We start from the raw sequence: 22,903 nt of genomic DNA on the forward strand, positions 1-22,903 counted from the left end.
TGAAAAACCAAGAACATTCGAGAGTCGGGTGCCACTGCTGGCTTGTCCAGCAGTGTTTTTCTGGTCACACAGTTTGCACTGGCCGACAAGCCGCCAGTGGCACCCTTTTGCAACGGGTTGCTATGACGACATCGGACGATTTTAAGAATGACGGATCGGCGCGGCGCTTGACCCAATTTGCGTGCGCAGTGCTGATCGTCCTGACCGCCGCCGTCTCGCTGGCTGACATCCTCAACGCCGAGTTGCGGTTCGGACCACGGCGCTGGCCCACGGCTCGCCCGCCGAAAACGCCCGCCTTCAGCGCCAATGATCGCTCACGTTGGTGCACCGTCTGGTCGCTCGTTGAACGCGGTACGTATCAGATCGACGAGATCATTCAGCGGCCCGGTTGGGATACGATCGACAAAGTCCGCTGGAACGAACATTTCTATTCCTCCAAACCGGCGCTGCTCCCCACGCTCGTCGCTGGTTTGTATTGGACAATCAAAGAGGCGACCGGCTGGACCTTGGATCGCCAGACTTACGATGTTGCGCATCTGCTGTTGATCATCGTCAACTGGCTGCCGTGGATGATCGCGCTGATACTAATCGCCGTGATGGCCAACCGCTATGTGCGTACCGGGATGAGTGCGGTCTTCGTCGTCGCGGCTGCTTCGTTTGCAACGTTCCTGTCGACATTTCTAATCACCTTCAACAACCATTCCGTCGCCACCTGCAGTACGGTCTTCGCGCTCTACCCGGCGACAAGAATCATCGCTGATGGGCGGCGCAGCGGCGGACTGTTCGCCTTGTGCGGATTTTTTGCGGCATTTACGGTCACCAACGAACTGCCGGCGTTCGTCTTTGGGGCGGCAATGTTTGTGATCCTGCTCCGCCAATCCTGGCAGCTGACGTGCGGCTGGTTCATACCGGCGGCACTGATCCCCCTGGGTGGTTTTTTCTACACCACATATCTGGCTAGCGGCGGCTTGGTTCCATTTTATGCGTATTTCGGCACCAACGTGTATGAATACGTGCATCAGGGAGTTCCCAGCTATTGGATTCAGCCTCAAGGTATTGATACGGGCAACGAGTCACGCGTGACTTATTTCTTGAACTGCCTGATCGGACATCACGGTATTTTCTCACTCTCTCCGATATTTTTACTAACGGTCGTCGGCTGGATTTATGGTCGGCGCTGGCGCGAATTTCCATTGCGGTTGTTCAACCGTCTTGGCTTGGGGCTGACTTTGTGGATGCTGCTATTCGTGATGTACAAGACAGACAACTATGGCGGGAACACCAGCGGACTGCGGTGGGTTTTCTGGCTGATTCCGTTTTGGCTGCTCACCATGCTTCCGGTGCTGGATGAGTGGGGCCACAAGCGATCCTTTCGCATTGTTGCTTGCCTACTGCTGTCGGTATCGGCGTTTTCAGCTTCCTTTTCGCGCTCAAACCCCTGGTCCAATCCTTGGGTGATGAACGTCATGCACTATTGGGGACTGGCCGACTACTCGACAGAAACGCCGGAACCGCAAACGCCGCTACAATGTTGGATTCCTTCGCTCCCCCAACAAACGGACTCCCCATTGCCCTTCGCCGAATTCCAGGGCATCGACCATCTCGGTCAAATGACGCGCCTGCGGCTGACCAGCCAAGGAGAACTTGAAATCAACGGCCAAGCGGCACGGCACGTGCGCGTCGAGCGTGGAACCGGTTACGGAACATCGGCGAGCGATGGCGAGCAAATCAACTTGTACCTCAACGAACAAGCAATTGCCGCCGGCGCGGCGCCCGACGAATGCCTGCTCTGGCCCGGTGCGGTTTCAGCGCGAGAAAAACGGATCGCGGAAATCTTCCTGCAAGGCATGCCTCGCACGCGCGAATATTTCTACCGCAACGTCCGCTACCTATTCACGCCGCTGCAAACCGACGCAATCGAATGCCGTGAAGCGGTCTCGCAGGTCAAATACACCCCCGACGAAGACGGCCGCATGACGGTCTATCGCCGCACCCTCTGGTTATCCGACCGCGTCCCGTTCGGCGTCCTGCAGTTTGAGGACACCGTTACCGACGCCAAAACCAACGAGGTACTCTTTCGCCAGCGAATGACCCTACAAACAGTCAGCCACCTAAAACCACGACCCGCAGCGACACAAGAGTAATCGTCGAGATAAACCCAACGGCATCTACATTTCCCCCTCTCCCTCTGGGAGAGGGCCGGGGTGAGGGTTTTTGCTTTAGCCAGCGGCATCCCATCCAGCAAAAGAAATGCGAACGTTTGCAGCCCCTGCCCGGTCGTTTTGCAATTGTTAATCCGTTGTCCCACGAAGAATGGTGCGTCACAACGCACCGTGCAACGACAGAAACAATGCGAGCCTTTTGCTACTTTTCCGGTTTTGTAGCAATACCGCCGAAACGATCAGCGATCTTTTTGGCAAGGACTGCGGTCAAATTCCAATCTTCGTATTCGTTGCAGCCCGCTGAAACGGTGACAATCGCCTGGAAGACAGAAGAGTCCAAAGCCAATTCTTTAAGGTCTACACCGCAATCCTCTAATCGCTTGGATGTTTCCCAAACGTGAACTTGGAATGGATGCGTGAAACTAGTCGAATCAGAGGTCATCCAGATGTTCCAATCGCACCCTTTGCGAGAAGTTTTGATTCTAGCAGCGGCACTCCGCAGCTCGGAGTCGAGGCTAACCAGCAATTGTTCAGAGACAGGTTTCGGCAAAAAGATGGTCGCAGTCGGTCCCACGAGCAGTTCCTTTCGCCGTATCTGATCGCCCGATTTTACAAATCACGCATAGCCAGAGATCAACTAAGGACACGTTATCCGTGTCACATCCGTGTTAATCCGTGGCCAATTTCTTCTTAACAAGCGTTCGCGCATCCCCGGTCTTGCGATAACTCTGTACACGCTTTTCACTCACATGCGGCTTCCAACTGTTCGTTTTTGTCGCCGCCGATTTGCGTGTTTTAGGAGATGTTGTCCGGGCTGGCTTGGAGGGCTTGCTCTTTTTCTGTGTGGTCCGCCAACCCGTTTCGACAGTCGTTGGAGCAATGGCCACGGGTTCAGCAGCGGGCGGTGCTGCGTCTGGTGGTAGGAGGACCGGTCCCGACACAATCGGCGTCGCTGTTTTTCGTGCGGCCTTGATCGGTGCAGCTGTAATCGGTGTGGTTTTAGTTGTAATCGCTGTAATCGCTGTAATCGAAGGGTCCGTAATCGGCGACAGGGCGACCGGGATCGCTAATCTGGGTGGCGGCAGCAGGATCGGAATCGTAATGTCCACGGGCGTGATTGCTGCCGGGACTTCTTCCGGTTGTACTTCCACAATTGGTTGTATGTCCGTGCTCGATTTTGTGTCCGTGGTTGATTTCGCTGGCGGTGGATGATTGACGACGATGACTCCAGACGCTTGTTGGATTCTCTGTGGCCGTTGAGCAACAAAAGTCGGGACTGGAGCCGCGGCTAGTAATGCCGGAGGTGCTTCGAAAGGAGTGAAGGGTTCGGGCTGCGGAACAAGCACCGGTTTGGGAACCGGCATGGCTGCAACGGCGACGCTGAACTGCTGAAAGTCCGACGTCAGGGCGGACGGATTTTCGCCCAATGTCATCGCGATGCGTTGGGCGGATTGTACATCACCCATTTTTAGGCAGACTTGGCCGTACTCTAATAGTGCGGGCCAATGCTCGCCGGCAATCATGGCTGTCTCGCATGCGGCCATGTCTTTCTGCGCCAACTCATAATTCCCCAGTTGGTACCACATTCGCCCCCGTTGGCGGAGCAGCGTGGGATCGTCCGGCGATTGTTTTAATGCCACACCATAATAGTGGGCGGCGCGGTTATGAACGTTTTGGCTTTCAAAGAGGCGTGCTATCGCAACCGGCACAGTTGGTTCCTGAGGGAGTTGGCGATGAGCCTGCATCAACACCTCTTGCGCAGTATGCGAATTCCCCGATGCTAGATACGCTGCCGAAAGATCCAAACGGTATTTGACATTGCTGGGATCACGTTCGACCGCTGATTGAAGCACCGGCAAACCGGCCGGGATCGCTCCCAATTGTACCAAATGCATCCCCGCTTGATGGAGCACTTTGGCCGACTGGGGTTGCGCGGTTGCGACTGCTTGCCAGGCTTGAATACTCTCCGCGGTGCGTCCTAAATCGGCGGCGATACAGGCTTCGGTGATGCGCGCTTCCCAGGAGTAGGGGTGCTTGCGACGGTGTTTCTTGACGGCATCATACGCACCATGCAAATCGCCCGCTTGATAGCGTTGATTGATCTGTTCCAGGGCGGCCGCATTCTCCACTCCCAGCCTTTGGGCAGAGCGCGGTGCCATGGACAGGCGCATGCCCGGGCCAGCGCAGCCCGTGATGCTCGCCAATACGCCGGCGATCATGAGAGCTACAAAGAGTGAGGGGTATATGCGTGACAATGGAGAGGTGCTCATCCTGCCAACCTGGTTCGGCATTAATTGGCCTGTTCGAAATGAACGGAGTTCGTGGATTCGCCTATCAACGGCACGTTGACAAAGGGATCAACGACCGTCAACGGCGTGTCATTAACCGTCGGTTTGTCAGTCAAGACCGTGGGGAGCCACAGCAAACCGCCGACAATCAATCCGCTCCACAGCAACACGCGCGAGATGCGTTTGCCCGGTTGTTGCGCAGCAAAGAATGCGTCGACACGCTCCAATGAATGAGAGGGAATATTCCGCACGGCAATGACTGCCCGATATTTGAATTGCTGGACCGTAAATTGAGATGAGGTTGCTGAAAGAAACCTCTGAAGTGTTACGGTCTAGATATCGGCGGCACAGGGGAAACGGCTTCGGCTAGAATCGGCAAAATTCAGTTATTCGCCCTGATTAGACCAACCGGAATATCTTGCCACACGGTGCGGAGAAGGGAGGCAACGGGTAACAGCGCATAGAAAAAAGGCGTGGCAAGGTCCCCTCGAAGCTCCCAGCTCTCCTTGCCACGCCTCAAAGATCAGCATCTCTTGTTGGAGATGTCACTTACGGCGTGTATACCCAGCAAACCCAAGATCCGCTCCGCACCCGTTTCTTACAAACAGGTGGCAGCGGCTCGGCAACGTTTGCCTGACAGATCAAACATAGGTCACAACTGGGGAGGAGTCCAAACGATCTTAAAAAGATTCTGAAAGGATTGGGGGGAGGAGGCTTGAGGGCACAGGCGTGAAGAAAGACGAAGAGGCACACAGCGGCCACCTCTCCCCTCACGCCACTCCCCTCACGCCACTCCCCTCACGCCACTCCCCTCACGCCACTCCCCTCACGCCACTCCCCTCACGCCACATCGACTTCCGCGGGGGCGATGACGTTTGCGGCTGCTTCGCCGCCGGTCCATTGCGGCAGGTCGCACCGTGTTGCCTTCCAGCCGTGGTGTTGCAGCGTCCCTTGATGTGGCGGATCGCCCGCTACGTTTCCAGTGAGCCGGAATTCGGCTGGATCATAGCCTGCGGGAATTTCCAATGATGCGCCTTCGTCGTCGGTAACCACAGCCGCCGGGGCGAACATCCGTTGAATCACGGCGGCGCTATCCCGGTGGATATCGCGGACCGCTGCGCCGATTTGTGCATCCTCATATTCAGCGATCGACTCCTGCAGGAAATCCAACAATCGCGCTTCTCGCTGAAGGGCGGACAACAGGCTCACGGCATCGCTCCGCACTGGCTTTTTGGGCGCCGGTGGTTTTTTGGGCGGAGGTGGCGTAGCGGGCGTCTCTGCGGTCAGTTGTTTGCCACTCAACAACTGTTCCACCGATTTGGCGAACTCTTCATTTCCGAACACTCTAAAAAACGACTTAAATGCCAGTCCCAGTTTTCCCACAGAATTTCCTTTATCAATGAAGAATCGAATGGATCGATTGTGCCGCGACAGCGCGTGCGGCGCGATATTGTTTGGCCGAGTTATACCACACGACGCTCGTTTTCCAATTCACTCCATCTTGCGGTGGCCCAACCAATCACCGTTGAGTCGGTGAACTGGCGGCATACGTCTGGGCGACTGTCTCGGCCGATCCCGGCAATGTCTCCAACAACGTGGCGATGGCGGTGGTGGTTCGCAATTTGGCCACGTTGGCATCCCACCAATAGCGTGCATCGTGCGACGTCCAAACCTCGTGTTCGGCCAGTTCTTCCAGAATCGCCATGACTGCTGGAATGTTGCGCGGACGCGATGCGGGCGACTTGGCCAAACAGTCCATCACCAACCGGTCCAGCACCGGAGGCACCGCCGTTGTGGCGACTTCCGATGGCGGGTCGGGCAGCTCGTTCACGGCGTGGTACACGATCTCCATCTGACTCATCCCGTCAAACAGTTGCTGTCCCGTAAGCAGAAAATAGGCCACGGCCCCGACGGAATAAATGTCAGAGCGAGCGTCGACCTCGTCCGGCGTTTGTAATCGCTCCGGCGACATATACATCGGCGTTCCCACGATCATTGCCGGCGATGTAATCTTCGTCCCGCCGGTATCGCTGACGCTTTTGACCAAGCCAAAATCCAATACCTTCACAAAATCAGCCTCGCCCCCTAAGTCGCACAGCATAATGTTCTGTGGCTTCACATCGCGATGGATCAACCCAATGCCATGTGCTTCACGGAGTGACCCACAGATTTGTCGCAACAAGAATATGACCCGCGCTGCAGGAAGCGGACCGCTCAGCGCGACCAGTTCGGCTAATGAAATTCCCGGCAAATACTCCATCGCGTAAAAAAACACCTGATCTGCCGTGCGGCCGTAGTCGTAGATTTCAATCGTGTTGGGATGTTCCAACTGACTGGCCAGCTGCACTTCACGTTCGAACCGGCGGACATCCTCGCTACGTTGTCGGTTTCCTTTCAGAAGTTTCACCGCTGTCGGACGACGCAGTAGTGCATGGCGGGCGAGATAGACTTCGCCCATTCCGCCTTCACCGATTTTGCGAAGCAGCGAGTATTGCCCGAGACGCTGATAGGTCCCGACTTTTTTTTTGAGAATCGCAATCCGCGCGGCCGCAATCAGCAACCCGCCAAGGGCGACGGCCAAACATCCGGTACGAATCCAAAATGCCACAATGGGATACCGCAACAACTCATACGCTTCCTCGCTGTCGACTTCACACACAACACCCATGTTGTATTGCGATAACCATTGCCAAGCACCGATCACCTGCACACCGCGATAGTCCCGATAAGGGTCGAGTATCACGCCGCGATGGAGCTTCGGGTCATGCAATGTTCGGCTGGCAACTGCTTCAGCGGCAATTTTTGTGAGGGGGCGGTTGCGCAGCGCGGTCTTTGGTCGATACCCGGTCAGTAGATTTCCTCCCGGATCGCGAACATGCACGGTGAAAATCGAACGGGAATCGGGCGTATCAGGAATCAGGCCGATGCGGCGAAGTTCCGGGTCGAAACGGCTTTCCGACAACAACAGTCCCTGCGAATCGAATGCATAAGTTTCACCGGATTGTCCCATGCGGCCGACCGAGAGGACGCGGGTGAATTGATGATCGGCCAACCAACCGAACCCCAACACCGCGATGATTTCCCCCTGAGCGTCATGCACCGGAGCATTGGCCCAGACGACCGGGACGTCGCGGCGAATTGTCTGATCCGGTGCAAAAGCGCCTTGCGGAAACGGTTTGGTGATCGTTGTTTTGTCCGCGAGCACTTTGGCCAATTCGGTCATTCCGCCGGCTTTCAAGCGGACTCCAATGTCGTCGTCCCGCTCAGACGCCAAGACCCGGCCTGTGCGGTCAATTAGGGCAAAACCGGAGTTGCCGTCGCGGTGATGAAACACGTGTAATTCTTCACGCAAACGCGCCAATGCGGGGGAGTTCAGCAAGTCCTCGCGAGTCGTAGATTCTGTTTTCGCCAGTGCCACCAGTTCCTGCGTGGCAGCGATGACGTCGCGCTGCTGCGACCAGACTTCCGCAGACGCTTTCTTATCATCCATCCAAATTTCCAGCGCGGCGATGTCAGCATCCAGCAACGATTCCAACTTGGTGGCCAGAATCTTTCGCAACGATCCTTCCATGCCCAAATACATCCAAATGCCGACCCCGCTCAGCAGGATCCCCAGTGTAAAAAGGATGACGTAACGCGAAAAACGATGGCGAAAGCCTCGCTCGATGATTTCACGAATCGTCGTGGCGAAGATGCGGCGGAATGGTCGTTGATTCACACCGCTCGCCGCCGCAGCGATGGGATTGGACGGCAGTCCCTCGGGAAGAATTGTATCAGGAGCATGATGCGTTAGCAGCGATTCGACTTCTGCGCGAATCTCCGGTTCGTCGCCGCATTCCTGATCGAGAAACTTCGCGCGCGATTTTTTATCCAAATCGATCGCCTGCACGAAAAGGTCTCGAATGCGGCTGTTACGGTCCGGAATCACAAATCAACGCCTTAGGCTGGGAGAGAGTTTTGACAAATCGCGGTCTGCCCACTTGAAACGATTCGGTGTGCTGACCGGCATATCGGAAATGTGAAGTGGGGGTCGTGTACTGTAATGGGAAAGTGAGATTCTACAGGGCCAGTTCGCGTCGCAGCCAGGCGCGGGCAAACGTCCAATCGTTTCTTGCCGTCCGTTCGGAGACACCGACGACTTCGGCCGCTTCAGCCACACTCAACCCGCCGAAAAACCGCAACTCGACGATCTCAGCCGCCCGCGGATGCTCCTCCGCCATTTTCTTCAGCGCCTCATCCAAGTCCAACACATCTTCATTGCGCTGCGGTGAAACCGTCAATTCCTCATCCAGAGAGATGCGTCGCGCACCGCCTCCGCGTTTCACGCGTTTCTTGGTCCGCGCATGGTCGACCAGGATGCGTCGCATGGCTTGCGCGCCTACGGCAAAGAAATGCGTGCGGCTCTTCCAATCGACTTTGGTCTGATTGACCAATTTCAAATAGGCCTCATTCACCAAAGCCGTCGGCCGCAATGTATGCCCCGGCGATTCTTGTTGCAAGTAGCTGTTGGCCAGGCGACGGAAATCGTCGTAGACCAGCGGCATCAGTCGGTCCGCCGCTTTTTCGTCGCCGGCGGCCGCCATTTGCAGGAGCTCTGTTGTCTGGTCTGATCGCGAATTCATAGCAGCAATACCCCAATCGACATCTACAAGTCGACATCGTTCCTCCGGTAAACGACCGGACTACTCTCGCCGGTTATTCTACACGCAAGCTACGCACAAATCCGCTGAAAAAGCGAAGCATTCCGCGAATTCTTGCGTGATCTCTGTCCCGGATTTGCCGGTTTGATGCGATTTCACCGCGTTATGGGTGTAATGAATTTCACTCATACTTACCGTGTAACCGGGGACGATTCATCGTCACCCCATTCGGACAGGGAGGGCAATCATGGCGGTTTATCAATGTCAATGCGACCTAGTCCTTTCCACATCCGGAATGAATGCACATTGTCCCAGGTGCGGACATCCACTGTCGGAAAAAGATCGGTTGTTCGTTGGCGAGCCTCTCCGCAACATAACGGACGGCAACGAGAAATCCGTCCCCTCCGATTCTTGCAAGACTACCGGTTCGGCCGGGATCGTCGCTCATGATTTTTATGGATTCGCATTCGCGATCGCCCACATTCGCGCTATTCATCAAACCTGGTTGAGCAGTTAACCGCTGGATGAATGACGCTGCAATCCGACCGATTCATTTTTTCTTTTTCGATTCCCTGTCTTTCCTTGTCCTTTACGGGGGAACCTTTTTATGGTCTCTACGAATACACTCGCAAATACCGACTCCCAGCAATACGCACGTCCGATGATCAATCAGGCGGTGCAGCTATCGTGGGAACTCAGCGACCCGAATCAATTGGCGGGTATCCAAGACGTCGTCGCCACGGCAATGGAAAAACTGAGCTATTATCCGCGTGATCAATATGCCGTGCAAATGGGACTTCAGGAAACCGTGTTCAATGCATTTGAACATGGCAACTCGATGTGCCCAACAAAAAAAGTGTACGTGACAGCCACGATCTGCGACAACAAATGCTGGTTTCAGATTGAGGACGAAGGTGCCGGTTTTACTGTCGAGAACGTTCCCGATCCCACACTGCCGGAAAACCTCATGCGGATCGACGGTCGCGGCATCTACATGATGAAGGCTTTTCTGGATTCGGTTGAATATCAATCCCCGGGAAACATCGTCACCATCAGTAAGAAACGTACCATCGAACACTGAGCAATTCATAGCGACGGAGCGTTGGCCGCTTCCCGGGTAATCTGCCCCCCCCATCCCCCACCCGGCGCGGCCGACCCCGTCGTTTCTTTATACGAGAAGACGCTGACAGCCTTCTCCCTCAAGCTTTCTTAGCCGCATGAGGATGCGCCAGTTGATACGCTTCACGCAGCCGCTTGGTGCTGACGTGCGTATAAATCTGGGTGGTGGTCAAGCTTTTGTGGCCCAACAATTCCTGGACGCTCCGCAAGTCCGCGCCGCCATCCAGCAGATGTGTGGCAAAGCTGTGCCTTAGCGTGTGCGGGCTGGTGATGCGGTCCAAGCCGGCGGTCTTGAGGTGTTTGTCGAGCATGCGACCGATGCTTCGCGTGGTGAGCCGCCCGCCGTTTTTATTGAGAAACACGGCAAAGCGGGCTGCCGGCTTGATGTTCGGACGCGTCGCCCGACACTCCAACCATCGAATCAAGGCTTCAGCAGCATACGACCCAATCGGTGCGTAGCGTTCCTTGCGGCCCTTTCCGATCACGCGGAGCACATCAGCATCGCGATCCCAATCCTCAATGTCGACCGCCACCAACTCAGCAACCCGCAAGCCGGCAGAGTAAAGTGTTTCCAGAATCGCCCGATCACGCAGTCCATCCCACGTGTTGGCCAACGGGGTTTCCAGCAGCGTCGCCAATTGCTCAGTCGACAAAAAATGCGGCAGACGTTTGCCCGCTCGCGGCGTGCGAAGCGCTTTAGCGGGATTGGACTCGACCAGTTTTTCGCGATGGCAGTAGCGGAAAAAACTTCGCAAACAAGCCAACCGCCGGGCAATCGTGGTGCGCGCATATTCGCAATCGTGTAGATAGGCGATGTAGGCCCGCAGGGTACTGATATTGATTTGATCGACAGCCGCAGGAACCCCACCTAATCGTTCATCCAGCGCCTCGAGCAGACTATCCAGATCTTCTTTGTAAGATTTGATCGTCAGCTCCGAAGCATTGCGCTCGATGCGGAGGTAACGCAGGAAGTCGGCGATGGCGGTGTGCATGGGGAATAGGCGTGAGGCTACAGGGGTGAGGAGTGTTGAGGACGTCTAAGGCATTTGACACGGCCGTGCAGAGGTTGTAGGGCTCCAGCTTGAGACCGGCCAGCCAACTCATTTCCTCAAGCCTGTCGCCTCAAGCCTAAGCTCAGCGATCCAGTTCGCCTATTGCTCCGGCTTGTTCCTGGTTTTCGCGGGCCAGGCGGCGGATTTTTTGGCTGAGGACGGCGGCGTCGTACCAGGAGAAGCTTAACTCGCGGTCGCTGGCATATTTGCCCAACGTCCGCAATAACGTGGCGGCGCTTTCTTCGTCATACAGAAAGACGTACCGTTCTGAATCCTTCACCAACGCCAAGACATTCACGCCACGTTGCATCTTTGCACCTTTTTTCTAGGCTGTCGTCCTTAGGCTGTAGACTGTCGAGCTGGCCGATTCAGGCTGATAGGCAGGTCACCACGAAGGTAACCATCCCACATCTAATCAGCCTGCAATCTGGCCACTCACCACTGGCCACTCACTGTTATCGGTATCTCAATGCGGGCTTATCGGTCTTTTCGGATCTTCAGCCAAACTTTCGTCGCCAAGCCGCCGCCGTGCAGTGTCAACGTATCGATAATCATGATGTGGCAACAAAAGGTGATGTAATCATCGGTACGTTGCATATAGCCTTCCCAACCGCCACTGCGTTTGTCGCCGGTGATCTCTACGTAATCGCGTAATAGCGCCACAACGGCCTCATCCTTACCATCGAACATTCTGGTATAGGACATCACCGGTTTCGTGTGGTCTTGCTCAACTTCGACGAACATCCCGGGCGTCGGCAACAATTCCGGCGGCATTGGGACCGGCTCCAAGATAATTTCTTCGGTCGAAGGCGGAGGAGCAGTCAGCCGCGGTAATTGCTGTTTTTCTGGCATTGGTGAGGGCAGCGGCGGAGGCGGTGTGACCGCGAAATCGCCTTTCGCCTGAAGAACCGGCGTGGCAGCCAACGGCGCCTGGTTGGCGAGCGCGACGACTTGTGGAGTCTGCCGCACAATCGGTCCGTACTGTGCCGGGTCTTCACCTAACGGAATTTGTGCAACCGGGTGCAGCAATTGAATCGGAGAGGACGAAACCGGCGGCGCAGCTGAGAGCAGTTTTAAGTTGGGAGCAGGAAAACGACGTCTTGCGACCGGTGGATACTGGCCCGTCTGTGCCGGTGTCGGCGACGCTGTTAGGGGCCGATTGGCGCGTGATGTTCCCAGCGATGTCGTAGCGGGAGAATTGGTTTCATATCCAAACAACGGTAAGGCTTGGTTGCTGTCGGCAAGCACAGACGCGGCGTTTTGGCCGCGGATAATGCTATTGTTGTCTTTGGTGCGAAGTTTCGGGAAATTGTAATGGCAGGGGCAATCGCCGTTCTCGTCCAGTTCGTCATCTTCACACGGTCCGCACGGTTCTCCGTCGGGGAACATCGTCCAGTTTTTGGTCGAGTACCAATTGACCTTCAGGCCGATTTTGGGCGGGTACCAGGGATCGAAGGCGGTGATTGTACCAATGACGACCGCATCGACTTCCAGAAGTCGCGCCAGTTCCAAGACATCGTTTTCGTTACGAAATTGAAGGCGGTTTTCCAGGATCGCGGTCTCAACCGTACCCAACGGCAACACGTCGTAGCCGTGGATTTTTTGTAGTTCCGACGCATAGGCCAGACCGAACGTGCGGCCCAAATCGTTGATTTCCCCCGGCATTGCCGACTGATTAAAAAACGGCACCACGGCAATGGTGTTCATGTTGGGAAACGGGTTTTCGGCGCGCGGTTGCAGCACAATGCAGCCGGAAAACAGCAGGCAGACGGTCAATGCCAGCAAACAACGCATGTTGTGAGATACCTGCTCAGAAACGGATGTGGAAACTTCCTAGCTCCGTTATCGGCATTTCCGGCAGAATCACTTCAATCGTTCGGGTTTAACTAGGTCCCCAATTCAACGGTCGCAAGCAGACCATGGGCAATGGATCGCAAGAGGGGATGGGCGCTTCAGATATTGCGCCATCGTTAGCGGGGCATGGGGGCCGCGCGGAGAAACAGCAACGGGCGAGCTTACTGATCGGAATCGTCAGACAGGAATTCGATATCATCGTCACCCCGTTTGGGGCGCATCACAGCGGGGATGCTGAATTCCGTAACGACTTCCGTCTCGTCGGGATTGCTCGCCTCTTCGACGTCGGGGCCTAGAAAGACCACGAATTTTTCCTTAGCAAAGGCCAGTTCGTCTCCCGGTAGCAGGGCGCCACGGGTGATGCGCTGACCGTTCACCTTGGTGCCGTTGGTGCTCCCCAGATCGCGGACAAACAACAAGCCATCGGTTTTGACGATCACGCAGTGGAGTTTTGAGATGCTGCCGCTGTCGATCACGACATCGCAATACTCGCGGTGCCGCCCCACAAGCGTCAAGTCATCGGCGATGATAATGGGATCCCCGCTCGGTTTAGGGATCAACTTAGCCTGCATGGTGAACTCGGTGCAGAAGGCGCAACTCAGGATAGGGACAATACATACAATTGTCCCACTCCCACAGCCTATGTCAAGCGGGGAATTCCCCCACTGCGCGATGGAACGTAGTACACAACCCGATAATGCTCAACGTATTACGATTGTCCCGGGTGGATGACAAATGTCGCAGTGTATTTTAACGAGGTGAAACGGGGAGCGAGCTCGCTCGGCTGCAAATCGGCCCTTTTTCCGGCTTGAGGTCTGCATAGAACAGCAACCCATCGGGTAGCCTGTCGAGTTGACAACTCGTCAAGGACAATACAGACTGACAGTCGGATCGACGCTCGACGGACTGGGTCGCGAGTCCCCTCGTTTTTTCGTGTGAGGAACAAACAGAGCGTAGCCGCGCCGCGAATTCCCCCACCCCTGAAGATCATCTGCTGGCGCATGCTCCTAGCGCGGAATCGCCGGGTCTTGAAATGCGATCGAGGATGAACACACAAACCATTCCCCCAAGTGAGGACGGAAACATGTCGAACTTCTGCAAACGGCTTTCGGTGATTGCATGCACGGTGGCGGCCTGCTGTGTGGTGGCGGGAGCGGCGCATGCCGCTAAAGACAAAGACAAGCCTGTGAAATTGAAAGTCGGCGACAAAGCGCCTGAATTCACCAGTGTGGATGACGAAGGCAAAGAGTGGAAATCGACCGATCATGTTGGCAAAAAAATTCTGGTCGTCTATTTTTATCCAGCCGATCTCACCGGGGGTTGCACGAAACAGGCCTGTGGATTCCGCGATAACATGGAGAAGTTGAATAGCAAAGACGTTGAAGTTGTCGGTGTGAGTGGCGACTCTCCGGAGAACCACCAACTCTTCAAAAAAGTGCACAAGTTAAACTTCGCACTTCTAGCCGATGAAAAAGGTGAGGTGGCAAAAGCATTCGGTGTCCCGCTTAGAAAAGGGGGCGACTTCAATTTTGAATTTGAAGGCAAAAAGCAAGTCCTGACGCGCGGCGTGACTGCGAGCCGCTGGACGTTCGTGATCGACCAGGATGGAAAAATCGTGCACAAAGACACTTCCGTCAAAGCACCCAAGGACAGCGAGACGGTCATGGAAGTTGTCGCGAAGCTGCAAAAACCGTAAACGGAATCTGTCGTGCTTATACCTTCGACGAACCGCCACGCCCGCATCCTGACCTGGATGGCATTGATCGTGATCACGATCAGTGTGGATGCCGCGTTGGCGGGTAAATTTAATAAGGTTCTCGACGTCGATGCCCCCGCACCCGATTTTTCGGACCTGCGGGGGACCGATGGCAAGCGGCACAAACTGTCCGACTACAAAGAGCACGAGATTCTCGTGCTCTTTTTTACAGACAATCATTGCCCCGCCTCACGGGTCTACGCCCCGCGATTGAAAGCGCTGCTGAAAGAATTCGCAAACGAACCGGTCGCGCTGGTGGCCATGAATGTCTCAGACGATTCGTTGGAATCGATGCGCACGCATGCGGCGAAACACAAATGGCCGTTTGATTATCTCAGCGACCCGACCCAACAAGTCGGACGCAACTACGGTGCCGTGCGTACGCCGCAATTCTACGTCCTCGACCGCAAACGCCAAGTCGCCTATATGGGGGCGTTGGACAATCATGACGAACCCGACAAGGTGACGAAACAATCACTCCGCGATGCCCTCCGCGCACTGCTGTCGGGAAAGCGCCCCGCACCCGGCGAGACGTTACAGCGCGGTTGCAAAATTGAATATGCTGAAAAATAAGCTCCTGAGTGTTGCTATGGGCGGCTCTCTGCACCCCGGTGCGGCCCGTCAACAACAGTCGCTCGTCTCGCTGTCAAGCCCCATTTATGCGATTCGATTGAATCATTCGCTTTGTCCAATTTTCCCACAAAAATCCTCTGTTGGTTCCCGCCCATCCGATTTATAATCGAACCTTGATGACCGGTTGTGCAGCCTCGCTAGCAACCACCCTGTGGCGATTGTGAATTTCAGTGAAAGCGTGGAGCGATGGACGTTGATTTTGCTCGGCCCGATGTGGCACGGTTGGTGTTTCGGCTATTCAGCCGCGAACTCCATCCCGAGTTGATCAATGTCTATGCGTCGGCAGCGATCAAAAGCAACGACTACGAAGCGAAGTTGCAGATCTGCGACGCTGGCCACGTGATCACATTTTGCCGGAACGGACAAATGCTCTGTGAGGTGATGACCGGTCGGGAGCATCCACTGCCCAAACGGCGTCGGATTCTGTCGCATGGTGTGCAAGGACATCGCTGCGAAAGCCTGCAACTGGCCGATGGCGTGAACTATCACGTCAGTTTCCAATTGGAGAAATTGGAGCCGGACGTCTTCCTGCATTTTCACGAAGAACTGCTGGCGGATTGCTCAAAGGCCGAATTGGCCCACCGTTTCGACGCGGCCGGCCGCTTAGCGCCGACGCCGCTGAGTTTCATGGAAACCGAAGCAACCGCCGATCATTTGATCGTCCACGCTTTCCACACCTTCCCCGACAATTACGGCGTTGTCAAAACGCAATCCTTGTTTGAATTGCGCTGAGCCAATGTTCGCCCATGGCTGAATCCCCCCTCATTGGTCGCAACCGGCATGTCTCCCCTGCACTGCTAATCTGCAGCGGACAATCCCGCTTCGACAAACGACATCGAGTGCCGAATAAAGGATTCTGCATCGGGGCAGACGTTGTGGAACATGCCCCGCTCTAAGGCGAAGTCGCCGTCGCGCCAGGTTGAGTTGTAGCTTTCAAACCCGATGTAGCCTTGCCAGTTGGCGGCGGTCATGGCGGTGAACAACGCATGCCAGGGAAGCAGGCCGGTTCCCGGAGCGCCGCGATTGTTTTCGCAGGCGTGCAAGCCCCACAGGTGCGGGCGCATTTCCTCGAATGCGGCGGCAAAGTCGGCCACTTCGGTGACGAGATGGTACGTGTCGAACAGGCTGAATAGGTTCTCATGGTCTGCCAGTGAGATCAATAGATTGACCTGTTGCGGCGTATTGGCCACGTGTGTGCGGAAATGGCTCATCGGTTCTAAGACAAGTTGCACGCCGGCATCAGCGGCATCTTCAGCCAGTTGGTTGAGAGACTCGGCTATCCGTTTCGGTTCGTCCGCATCAGGACGCTGCCGTCGGACGGCTCCGGGGTGACCATAGATGGCGCCGGTATAAGCAACCGCTCCGGCTCGCCCCGCTTGCTCGATAGCGTGACGATGCCATTGCACTGCGGGATGCGGATCATTGGCATTTGCCAGTGAGATGTCGCACTCCATGGGCCACGCTCCGCCTGGGCTGAACACCAATTCCAACCCCCGCATATCCGCCTCGTCGCCCAGCTTTGAAGCGTTAAAGTGAATGTCATCGCCAATGGCGACCTCGAGAAAGGAGAGTCCCCACGTTTGCGCATCGTCAAGCATGCGCAATAACGCGCTGTCATCGTAACGGTCTTGCCAAAGGAAGACGTGGGCGCCGTATTTCATGGATTTTTAGTGCCCATAAAGGAGTGGCCGGTGGCCAGAATATAAGGGATCCACCAGTGGCGATTTACCCGAGACTTATCGAGCTTAAGCTGGTTTATTTCAGATCGCTGCTCGACTCGTAACACTCCGCATTGGCTAGGAGAACGCCTGCTTCGTCTTTGGGGGAGAGGGTGGGCTCTTCGATTGGCCATTCGATGCCTAGTTGTGGGTCGTTCCACAAGAGGCTGCGTTCAAATTCTGGATGATACAGATCGGTGCATTTGTAGGTGACTTCGGCGATCTCGCTGACCACACAAAAGCCGTGGGCAAATCCGGGGGGGACATACAGTTGTCGTTTATTCTCTTCGCTGAGGATTTCGCCCACCGATTGTCCAAACGTTGGCGAATCGCGGCGGAGGTCGACGCCGACGTCATAGATTTCGCCGCGAACGCAGCGGACCAATTTTCCCTGGGCATGTTGGATTTGATAATGCAACCCACGCAGTGTTCCGCGGCTGGAGCGAGAATGATTGTCTTGCACAAAAACCGCTGGAATTCCGGCAGCGGCAAATTTTGCCTGATGATAGGTTTCCATGAAAAACCCGCGCGGATCTTCAAAGACCCGGGGGAGAATCAAATACATACCGGATAGTGCTGTTTCGCGAAATTCCATGAAAAAACGTCTCTCAAACCAAGAAGGTCCTGTCCTGCCTACCAACGAGCAGCCTGGTGAATGGTGCTCCAACACCCAAATTCACCAGATCGCTACATTGCACTATAGCAAAATGGTCTCAGAAACAAATTGAGTCGCTCTCGCCGCAATGTCAAAAATCCGCTAGCATCCCGGTCGTTTGACGAGATCTTCCTCAATCAACCAGCCATCGCGTATGAAATTGAAACGTCACCATAAATGGATCGCCTGTCTAGCCTGTTTGCTGTGCGCTCAGGTTACCTATTCGGCGGGCAAGATGTGGTGGATATCTCGACAACACGCAGCCCTGTTTGCCGAAATCCGCGATAGTGATGGAGAGGTCGACGTCGTGGCGCGGGGGCGAATGTGGCCTTGGCATCTGGGCCCAGCCGTACAGGTGCAGCTCAATCGGACTGCTGCTGATGATCGACTGGTGCAACGGATCGCCGACATTGCGGACTTGGAAGAATTAGAACTCAATGAAACGCAGGTCACCGATGCCGCACTGCGGCACCTCACCACCTGTCGGCGGTTGTATATTTTGCGTCTCGACGACACCGCAATCACAGATGCCGGCGCCGCCGATCTGGGGCGGATGACTCAACTCAAAAGTTTGTATTTGATTGGCACGCGGATCACCGATACAGGCGTTTCGCAACTGGCGGGACTGATCCATTTGCGAGATCTGGATCTATCGCGGACGGCAATAACCGATGCAAGTTTGGTGCACCTCAAGTTGATGCGGAAGCTGATTGATTTGGAATTGAACGACACGGTGATCACGGATCGCGGCTTGCAACACTTAACCCAACTGCGGCAACTCAAGGATTTGGATCTCAACGGCACACTGGTGGGGGATGCGGGGATCACCGAAATCCGCGACTTAAAAAATCTGGAAGAACTGGAATTGTCCGGGACCGCCGTCACCGATGCCGGATTGGTTGCGTTACACGGATTTCCCGTGTTGGACGAATTAGAATTGGCCGACACTCAAATCAGCGATGCCGGTGTGCGTCACCTGCATGCTTGTCGACGATTGGAAACGTTGAATTTATCCCAGACGGCCATCTCCCCGACGGCAGAAAAAGCACTGCAGGCGGCACTGCCGCGATTGCGCATTCAGCGCTGACGATCTTGCCGTTAGCGTACATCAACCAAGCAAGACCCGCTCTTCAGGATAGGAGTACCGGCCGTCGTTTCCGCTACTGGCTAGTCCCACGATCAACGTCAACGGTCCCACCCGTCCCACGAACATCGTCAAGATGATCACGAATTGCGAGGGGATCCGCAGGGAAGAGGTGTCGATCGTCGAGACCCCGACCGTGGCAAATGCGCTGGTTGCTTCGAAGAGATGATCCAAAAAATACTCCGGCTGGTTTTCGATCACCACGATCAAAAGCGTGGTTGTCAGCACGCAAAAGATTCCCATCGCAACGATCATCAATGAGCGTTTGACGATCGACTGCGGAATGGTACGGCCCCGCAATTCGATTTGTTCACGCCCGCGGAGTAGCGCAACCACTGCTAATATACTGAGCGCGAACGAAACGGTTTTGATTCCGCCGCCGGTTGAACCGGGGGACGCTCCGACGAACATCATCATAATCCCAAAGAATTTGGTTCCCGGCTGCAGATCGGCTAGGTCGACCGTATTGAACCCAGCCGTTCGAAAAGTGACAGACTGAAACCACGAAGCGGAAGCCTGTTCGCCCACAGTCAATTCCTGCATCATTGCGCCGGACTCCAACAGATAGAACCCACAGGTTCCCCAAGCCAACAAGCCCAAGGTTGTCACGCCGACTAACCAAGAGGTATTCCCCAAACGCATCCGCCCGTGCGGCACATTCACACTGCCGGCGCGGGTACGGTTTGCTATTCGCCAGCGAAAAACGCGTCCCAAATCGGCCATTGCTGCAAAACCCAAGCCCCCCACAATGATCAATGCCGGAACCGCGGCCCAGATCTGCCAACGGGTTTGCATGCTGGAAAAACTATCCGGCATCAAGGCGAAGCCGGCATTACAAAATGCGCTGACGGAATGAAACACCGAGTGGAAGGCCCGTTCGTGCCAAGGCAAATCGGGCCAAAGTCCCCACAAGGAGGCCGCCCCGATCAATTCTGCCGTAGCGGTAAACAGGACAATGGAAATCATCAATTTGCGCAGCGCGCCGGTATTCTCAGTCTCCAGCATATCGGCCAAAAAAGCGGTTTCACGGACTTGCATGCGCCGCGCTGAGACCAGGGCGAACAGCGAACCGCAGGTCATGATCCCCAGTCCGCCGATTTGGAACAAACAGAGAATGATGGTTTGACCAGTCGCACTCCAATAGGTGCCGGTGTCGACCAGAATCAATCCAGTCACACAACTGGCACTGGTCGCTGTGAACAACGCCACATGAAACGGCGCGCCCCCCTGCCCTACCTCGGCGCGAGCGCGGGGCAGCATCAACAGAATGGTCCCCACCGCCACCAGCACGAGGAACGAAGCGACCAAAATAAAAGCGGGATTGCGACCACCGGAGGATATCCAACGGACCAGGATCACAAAACCGACGCCCGTCCGCAGAAAAATAGCCGCTTCACTGATATCGTTGATTGTGCCGAAACGCCCCTCACTGCCACCACCAAAAACCAACGTGATCAGAACACCCAACAACCACAAAGCAACGACGCCGAGTGACACGCGATTTTCCGCCACGAAGGACTTATGACTCACGGCCCAGTAGTACCGCAAGCCCAAACCGACTGCAAAAACCAGCATGATCAACAGTGTTGCAATTCCCAACGGAAGATCGGTCATCGACTCCCACTGGCGCGAACTGCGGTGCAATACGATGGAGACAACCCCCACAACCTGCATCACGCGTTCGGCAGCCAGCACGCGCGAGGCGCGGCGGGTGCGTTGACGAGCGACGGCCAGGGGGATGTTTGAAGGAGGGATTTCCGTAGACATTTCGTAGGGGGCATTCCTGGTTGGGAAATCACGTAGGCGGGGTTGGAAAGTAGAGACCAACACCAAGCACCTTTTTTGTCAAAGCCTAGTCCGCGCGGCAAGGCGCGACTATGATACGGCCCGCCCAGTTTAACGGAGTTTGTACACCAGTGATACGCGATTTTACCAGCGAAAGCCTCTCCCACGACCCTCTGCACGGGTACATCCCCTTCATCGCCAAATCCGGTTTGCCGACGGGCGAAGTCGCCGAGCAAGAGATCATCGACCACCCGTGGGTGCAGCGACTGCGACAGATTCATCAATTGCAGACCGCGCGTTGGGTGTTTCCCTCAGCCGAACACACCCGTTTCCCGCACTCCTTAGGAGCCATGCACCTCGCATCGCAGACAATGGAGCGCTGGTATGATTCTTTATGCGAATCGTGCCCGGAGACGCCTTCGGCCGGATATGTGCATAGCTTGGTCCGTATGGCGGCACTGTTGCACGATGTGGGCCATGGCCCGTTCGGGCATTTTTTCGACGACCATTTTCTGTCACAGTTTTCGCTGACCCACGAAGATTTGGGTGTGGCGGTGATTGAACAGGAATTCGCCGAATTGCTCAAAAAAATCCGTCGTAGCCCGTTCGGCGCATTGGGAGATGACGAACAACTCGACCCGGCGCACGTTGCCTGGCTCATACGCCGCCCGCGCCCCGATCACCCGCAAGACAACGACCACCCCTTGTGGTTGCGACATTTACGAAGCCTGTTTAGCGGCATCTACACGGTCGACAACATGGATTTTGTGCTCCGCGACAGTTACATGTCCGGCTACAACACGCGAGCCTTCGATATCTCGCGATTGATTCACTACAGCTTTTTCACCCCCGCCGGCCTGACCATCCATCCGCGGGGACTGCCGACGTTGATCAATTTTATCGAAGTCCGCGCGAATCTGTTTCGCACGATCTATTTTCATCGTGCAGTCCGCGGACTCGATGTCGCCCTGGAGGAGATCTTCACGGAAAGTATGCAGCAACTCTTCCCGGCCAATCCGCTGGACGATCTGGACCGCTACCGGCGGTTTACGGAGTTTTCGCTGATGGTCGACGTCGAACGTTGGGGGGACGCCGCGGATGCGGACCTGCGACGGTTGGGGGAAAGTTGGCGGCGGCTCTTCCGGCGAGATGTCGCTTGGAAGGTTGCAGCGGAACGCATTCGTTATTTTCACGCCGGCCTGTCGGAACGGATGACAATTTTTTCCGAACCGGAGGTGTTGTTGCGCCGCGTCCGTGAAAAAATGCCGCCCGAGTCGCGCGACGCCAACCTGAAGATCGACGTCGCTCGTCACTACCATCGCCCGAGCACACGCTTACCCGCCGGTGGACAAAATTATCTCTTCAATCCCGCAACGGGCGAATCCCGCGAACTGGCCGACTCACAATTGTTTGCCGAAGTTCCACTCAGCTCAGCGGTGTGTCGCATTTATGCCGATGATCGTCGACACCATGCCGCTGTCGATGCCGCTCTGAATAGCGTACTTGGCGATGCCGGTGACGCGCTGACCAATATGTGACGCCGCTCGGGGTCACGCGTCCGCGCCATCTCAAAACTGGCGAACGCGTTCGATCGTGCCGGTTGTAAGGTGTGTGTCCATTCGTGTGATATCCGCTGTCCGGCTGTCCGATATTTTGCGCATGATTAATTATGAGCTTAGCCAGTTGCAAGATAATCCCGAGTGGCTCGACGTGCTGCGTGCCTACTCCGAATCGACACCGGACGAACAGGGCCGCTTGACCCGCGTCCAAGGTATCGAGGGGATTGCCGAAGAGCATCTGCCGCGAATTCACGGAAAACTGATCGCATTCGGGTTCCTGGATTTCGAACTCGCAGATCGCCACGAAGGCGTGTTTTACCAATTGACCTCGCTCGGCCGCCAAGGCCTCATTCGCCTGCGCGATACAGCCAACGACGCGAGCGAAGAGACAGCCGTCGACGAAATTGTCTCTGAGAGAGACGCTGAGAGCGACGCGGTCGAGGTTGAAGAGACCACGACACAGTTCGAAGAACCGGTTGCAGCCGATGATTGCGCACGTGAAACCGAAGCCGCCTAATCGCTGGTTGAACGTGAGGGG

General features: G+C 55.7%; 21 protein-coding genes. 8 read left to right on the forward strand and 13 right to left on the reverse strand.

Annotated elements, in window-relative coordinates:
* Window positions 1–122: 122 nt before the first annotated feature.
* Complete coding sequence (locus tag CA54_RS14485; RefSeq protein ID WP_146371439.1) at window positions 123–2,144, forward strand: hypothetical protein; 2,022 nt, start codon at window positions 123–125, stop codon at window positions 2,142–2,144.
* A 220-nt stretch (window positions 2,145–2,364) separates the two neighbouring features.
* Here the strand turns inward: CA54_RS14485 and CA54_RS29825 are convergent, their stop codons facing one another.
* The 6 genes from CA54_RS29825 to CA54_RS14515 form a co-directional block, all read right to left on the reverse strand.
* A complete protein-coding gene (locus CA54_RS29825) occupies window positions 2,365–2,736 on the reverse strand; it encodes a DUF6368 family protein (protein WP_231963067.1) in 372 nt (123 codons plus the stop codon).
* A 94-nt stretch (window positions 2,737–2,830) separates the two neighbouring features.
* Complete coding sequence (locus CA54_RS14495) at window positions 2,831–4,321, reverse strand: tetratricopeptide repeat protein (RefSeq protein ID WP_146371441.1); 1,491 nt, start codon at window positions 4,319–4,321, stop codon at window positions 2,831–2,833.
* Between the two features lie 131 nt (window positions 4,322–4,452).
* Entirely contained in the window at window positions 4,453–4,701 is a 249-nt protein-coding gene (locus tag CA54_RS14500; RefSeq protein ID WP_146371442.1) for a hypothetical protein, read from the reverse strand.
* Window positions 4,702–5,290: 589 nt separating this feature from the next.
* Entirely contained in the window at window positions 5,291–5,833 is a 543-nt protein-coding gene (locus CA54_RS14505; RefSeq protein ID WP_197532468.1) for a DUF2760 domain-containing protein, read from the reverse strand.
* A gap of 136 nt (window positions 5,834–5,969) precedes the next feature.
* Complete coding sequence (locus CA54_RS14510; RefSeq protein ID WP_146371444.1) at window positions 5,970–8,378, reverse strand: serine/threonine protein kinase; 2,409 nt, start codon at window positions 8,376–8,378, stop codon at window positions 5,970–5,972.
* Window positions 8,379–8,508: 130 nt separating this feature from the next.
* Window positions 8,509–9,072, reverse strand: a complete 564-nt coding sequence (locus CA54_RS14515; RefSeq protein WP_146371445.1) for a sigma-70 family RNA polymerase sigma factor — start codon at window positions 9,070–9,072, stop codon at window positions 8,509–8,511.
* A 625-nt stretch (window positions 9,073–9,697) separates the two neighbouring features.
* Between CA54_RS14515 and CA54_RS14520 the strand changes: the two genes are divergently transcribed.
* Entirely contained in the window at window positions 9,698–10,171 is a 474-nt protein-coding gene (locus CA54_RS14520) for an ATP-binding protein (RefSeq protein ID WP_146371446.1), read from the forward strand.
* A 118-nt stretch (window positions 10,172–10,289) separates the two neighbouring features.
* Here the strand turns inward: CA54_RS14520 and xerC are convergent, their stop codons facing one another.
* The 4 genes from xerC to CA54_RS14540 form a co-directional block, all read right to left on the reverse strand.
* Window positions 10,290–11,201, reverse strand: a complete 912-nt coding sequence (gene xerC / locus CA54_RS14525) for a tyrosine recombinase XerC (RefSeq protein WP_146371447.1) — start codon at window positions 11,199–11,201, stop codon at window positions 10,290–10,292.
* Window positions 11,202–11,343: 142 nt separating this feature from the next.
* Window positions 11,344–11,571, reverse strand: a complete 228-nt coding sequence (locus CA54_RS14530) for a hypothetical protein (protein ID WP_146371448.1) — start codon at window positions 11,569–11,571, stop codon at window positions 11,344–11,346.
* A 167-nt stretch (window positions 11,572–11,738) separates the two neighbouring features.
* Entirely contained in the window at window positions 11,739–13,055 is a 1,317-nt protein-coding gene (locus tag CA54_RS14535; RefSeq protein WP_146371449.1) for a hypothetical protein, read from the reverse strand.
* Between the two features lie 221 nt (window positions 13,056–13,276).
* The gene (locus CA54_RS14540) at window positions 13,277–13,687 is read right to left on the reverse strand and encodes an FHA domain-containing protein (RefSeq protein ID WP_146371450.1); all 411 of its coding nucleotides are present in this window, start codon (window positions 13,685–13,687) and stop codon (window positions 13,277–13,279) included.
* Between the two features lie 512 nt (window positions 13,688–14,199).
* Here CA54_RS14540 and CA54_RS14545 point away from each other — a divergent pair.
* From CA54_RS14545 to CA54_RS14555, 3 genes are all read left to right on the forward strand, one after another.
* Window positions 14,200–14,811 (forward strand): peroxiredoxin, encoded by a 612-nt coding sequence (locus CA54_RS14545; protein WP_146371451.1) that lies wholly within the window; start codon window positions 14,200–14,202, stop codon window positions 14,809–14,811.
* Between the two features lie 12 nt (window positions 14,812–14,823).
* Entirely contained in the window at window positions 14,824–15,444 is a 621-nt protein-coding gene (locus tag CA54_RS14550) for a thioredoxin family protein (RefSeq protein WP_146371452.1), read from the forward strand.
* A gap of 246 nt (window positions 15,445–15,690) precedes the next feature.
* Complete coding sequence (locus CA54_RS14555; protein ID WP_146371453.1) at window positions 15,691–16,236, forward strand: DUF2617 family protein; 546 nt, start codon at window positions 15,691–15,693, stop codon at window positions 16,234–16,236.
* A 65-nt stretch (window positions 16,237–16,301) separates the two neighbouring features.
* On the opposite strand, the gene CA54_RS14560 is transcribed toward CA54_RS14555, so the two are convergent.
* Together CA54_RS14560 and rfbC are read right to left on the reverse strand one after the other, a co-directional pair.
* Entirely contained in the window at window positions 16,302–17,165 is an 864-nt protein-coding gene (locus tag CA54_RS14560; RefSeq protein WP_146371454.1) for a sugar phosphate isomerase/epimerase family protein, read from the reverse strand.
* A gap of 94 nt (window positions 17,166–17,259) precedes the next feature.
* Window positions 17,260–17,817: a dTDP-4-dehydrorhamnose 3,5-epimerase gene (gene rfbC, locus CA54_RS14565; RefSeq protein ID WP_146371455.1), complete on the reverse strand. Its 558-nt coding sequence runs from the start codon at window positions 17,815–17,817 to the stop codon at window positions 17,260–17,262.
* A 214-nt stretch (window positions 17,818–18,031) separates the two neighbouring features.
* Between rfbC and CA54_RS14570 the strand changes: the two genes are divergently transcribed.
* Complete coding sequence (locus tag CA54_RS14570) at window positions 18,032–18,964, forward strand: leucine-rich repeat domain-containing protein (RefSeq protein ID WP_146371456.1); 933 nt, start codon at window positions 18,032–18,034, stop codon at window positions 18,962–18,964.
* A 21-nt stretch (window positions 18,965–18,985) separates the two neighbouring features.
* On the opposite strand, the gene CA54_RS14575 is transcribed toward CA54_RS14570, so the two are convergent.
* On the reverse strand, window positions 18,986–20,788 hold the full coding sequence (locus CA54_RS14575; protein ID WP_146371457.1) for a TrkH family potassium uptake protein: 1,803 nt from the start codon (window positions 20,786–20,788) through the stop codon (window positions 18,986–18,988).
* A gap of 149 nt (window positions 20,789–20,937) precedes the next feature.
* Here CA54_RS14575 and CA54_RS14580 point away from each other — a divergent pair, with 149 nt between their 5' ends.
* Together CA54_RS14580 and CA54_RS14585 are read left to right on the forward strand one after the other, a co-directional pair.
* Window positions 20,938–22,344 (forward strand): HD domain-containing protein, encoded by a 1,407-nt coding sequence (locus CA54_RS14580; protein ID WP_146371458.1) that lies wholly within the window; start codon window positions 20,938–20,940, stop codon window positions 22,342–22,344.
* Window positions 22,345–22,465: 121 nt separating this feature from the next.
* Window positions 22,466–22,882 (forward strand): hypothetical protein, encoded by a 417-nt coding sequence (locus CA54_RS14585; RefSeq protein WP_146371459.1) that lies wholly within the window; start codon window positions 22,466–22,468, stop codon window positions 22,880–22,882.
* Window positions 22,883–22,903: the final 21 nt, after the last annotated feature.

The sequence above is a fragment of the Symmachiella macrocystis genome, from assembly GCF_007860075.1.
Taxonomy (GTDB): domain Bacteria; phylum Planctomycetota; class Planctomycetia; order Planctomycetales; family Planctomycetaceae; genus Symmachiella; species Symmachiella macrocystis.

Bases quoted from the DNA above. Each gene is read 5' to 3' on its own strand.
- CA54_RS14485 (WP_146371439.1), top strand. From the start codon at position 123: ATGACGACATCGGACGATTTTAAGAATGACGGATCGGCGCGGCGCTTG.
- CA54_RS14495 (WP_146371441.1), bottom strand. From the start codon at position 4,321: ATGGCACCGCGCTCTGCCCAAAGGCTGGGAGTGGAGAATGCGGCCGCC.
- CA54_RS14515 (WP_146371445.1), bottom strand. From the start codon at position 9,072: ATGAATTCGCGATCAGACCAGACAACAGAGCTCCTGCAAATGGCGGCC.
- CA54_RS14520 (WP_146371446.1), top strand. From the start codon at position 9,698: ATGGTCTCTACGAATACACTCGCAAATACCGACTCCCAGCAATACGCA.
- xerC (WP_146371447.1), bottom strand. From the start codon at position 11,201: ATGCACACCGCCATCGCCGACTTCCTGCGTTACCTCCGCATCGAGCGC.
- CA54_RS14530 (WP_146371448.1), bottom strand. From the start codon at position 11,571: ATGCAACGTGGCGTGAATGTCTTGGCGTTGGTGAAGGATTCAGAACGG.
- CA54_RS14535 (WP_146371449.1), bottom strand. From the start codon at position 13,055: ATGCGTTGTTTGCTGGCATTGACCGTCTGCCTGCTGTTTTCCGGCTGC.
- CA54_RS14540 (WP_146371450.1), bottom strand. From the start codon at position 13,687: ATGCAGGCTAAGTTGATCCCTAAACCGAGCGGGGATCCCATTATCATC.
- CA54_RS14545 (WP_146371451.1), top strand. From the start codon at position 14,200: ATGTCGAACTTCTGCAAACGGCTTTCGGTGATTGCATGCACGGTGGCG.
- CA54_RS14555 (WP_146371453.1), top strand. From the start codon at position 15,691: ATGGACGTTGATTTTGCTCGGCCCGATGTGGCACGGTTGGTGTTTCGG.
- CA54_RS14560 (WP_146371454.1), bottom strand. From the start codon at position 17,165: ATGAAATACGGCGCCCACGTCTTCCTTTGGCAAGACCGTTACGATGAC.
- rfbC (WP_146371455.1), bottom strand. From the start codon at position 17,817: ATGGAATTTCGCGAAACAGCACTATCCGGTATGTATTTGATTCTCCCC.
- CA54_RS14570 (WP_146371456.1), top strand. From the start codon at position 18,032: ATGAAATTGAAACGTCACCATAAATGGATCGCCTGTCTAGCCTGTTTG.
- CA54_RS14575 (WP_146371457.1), bottom strand. From the start codon at position 20,788: ATGTCTACGGAAATCCCTCCTTCAAACATCCCCCTGGCCGTCGCTCGT.
- CA54_RS14585 (WP_146371459.1), top strand. From the start codon at position 22,466: ATGATTAATTATGAGCTTAGCCAGTTGCAAGATAATCCCGAGTGGCTC.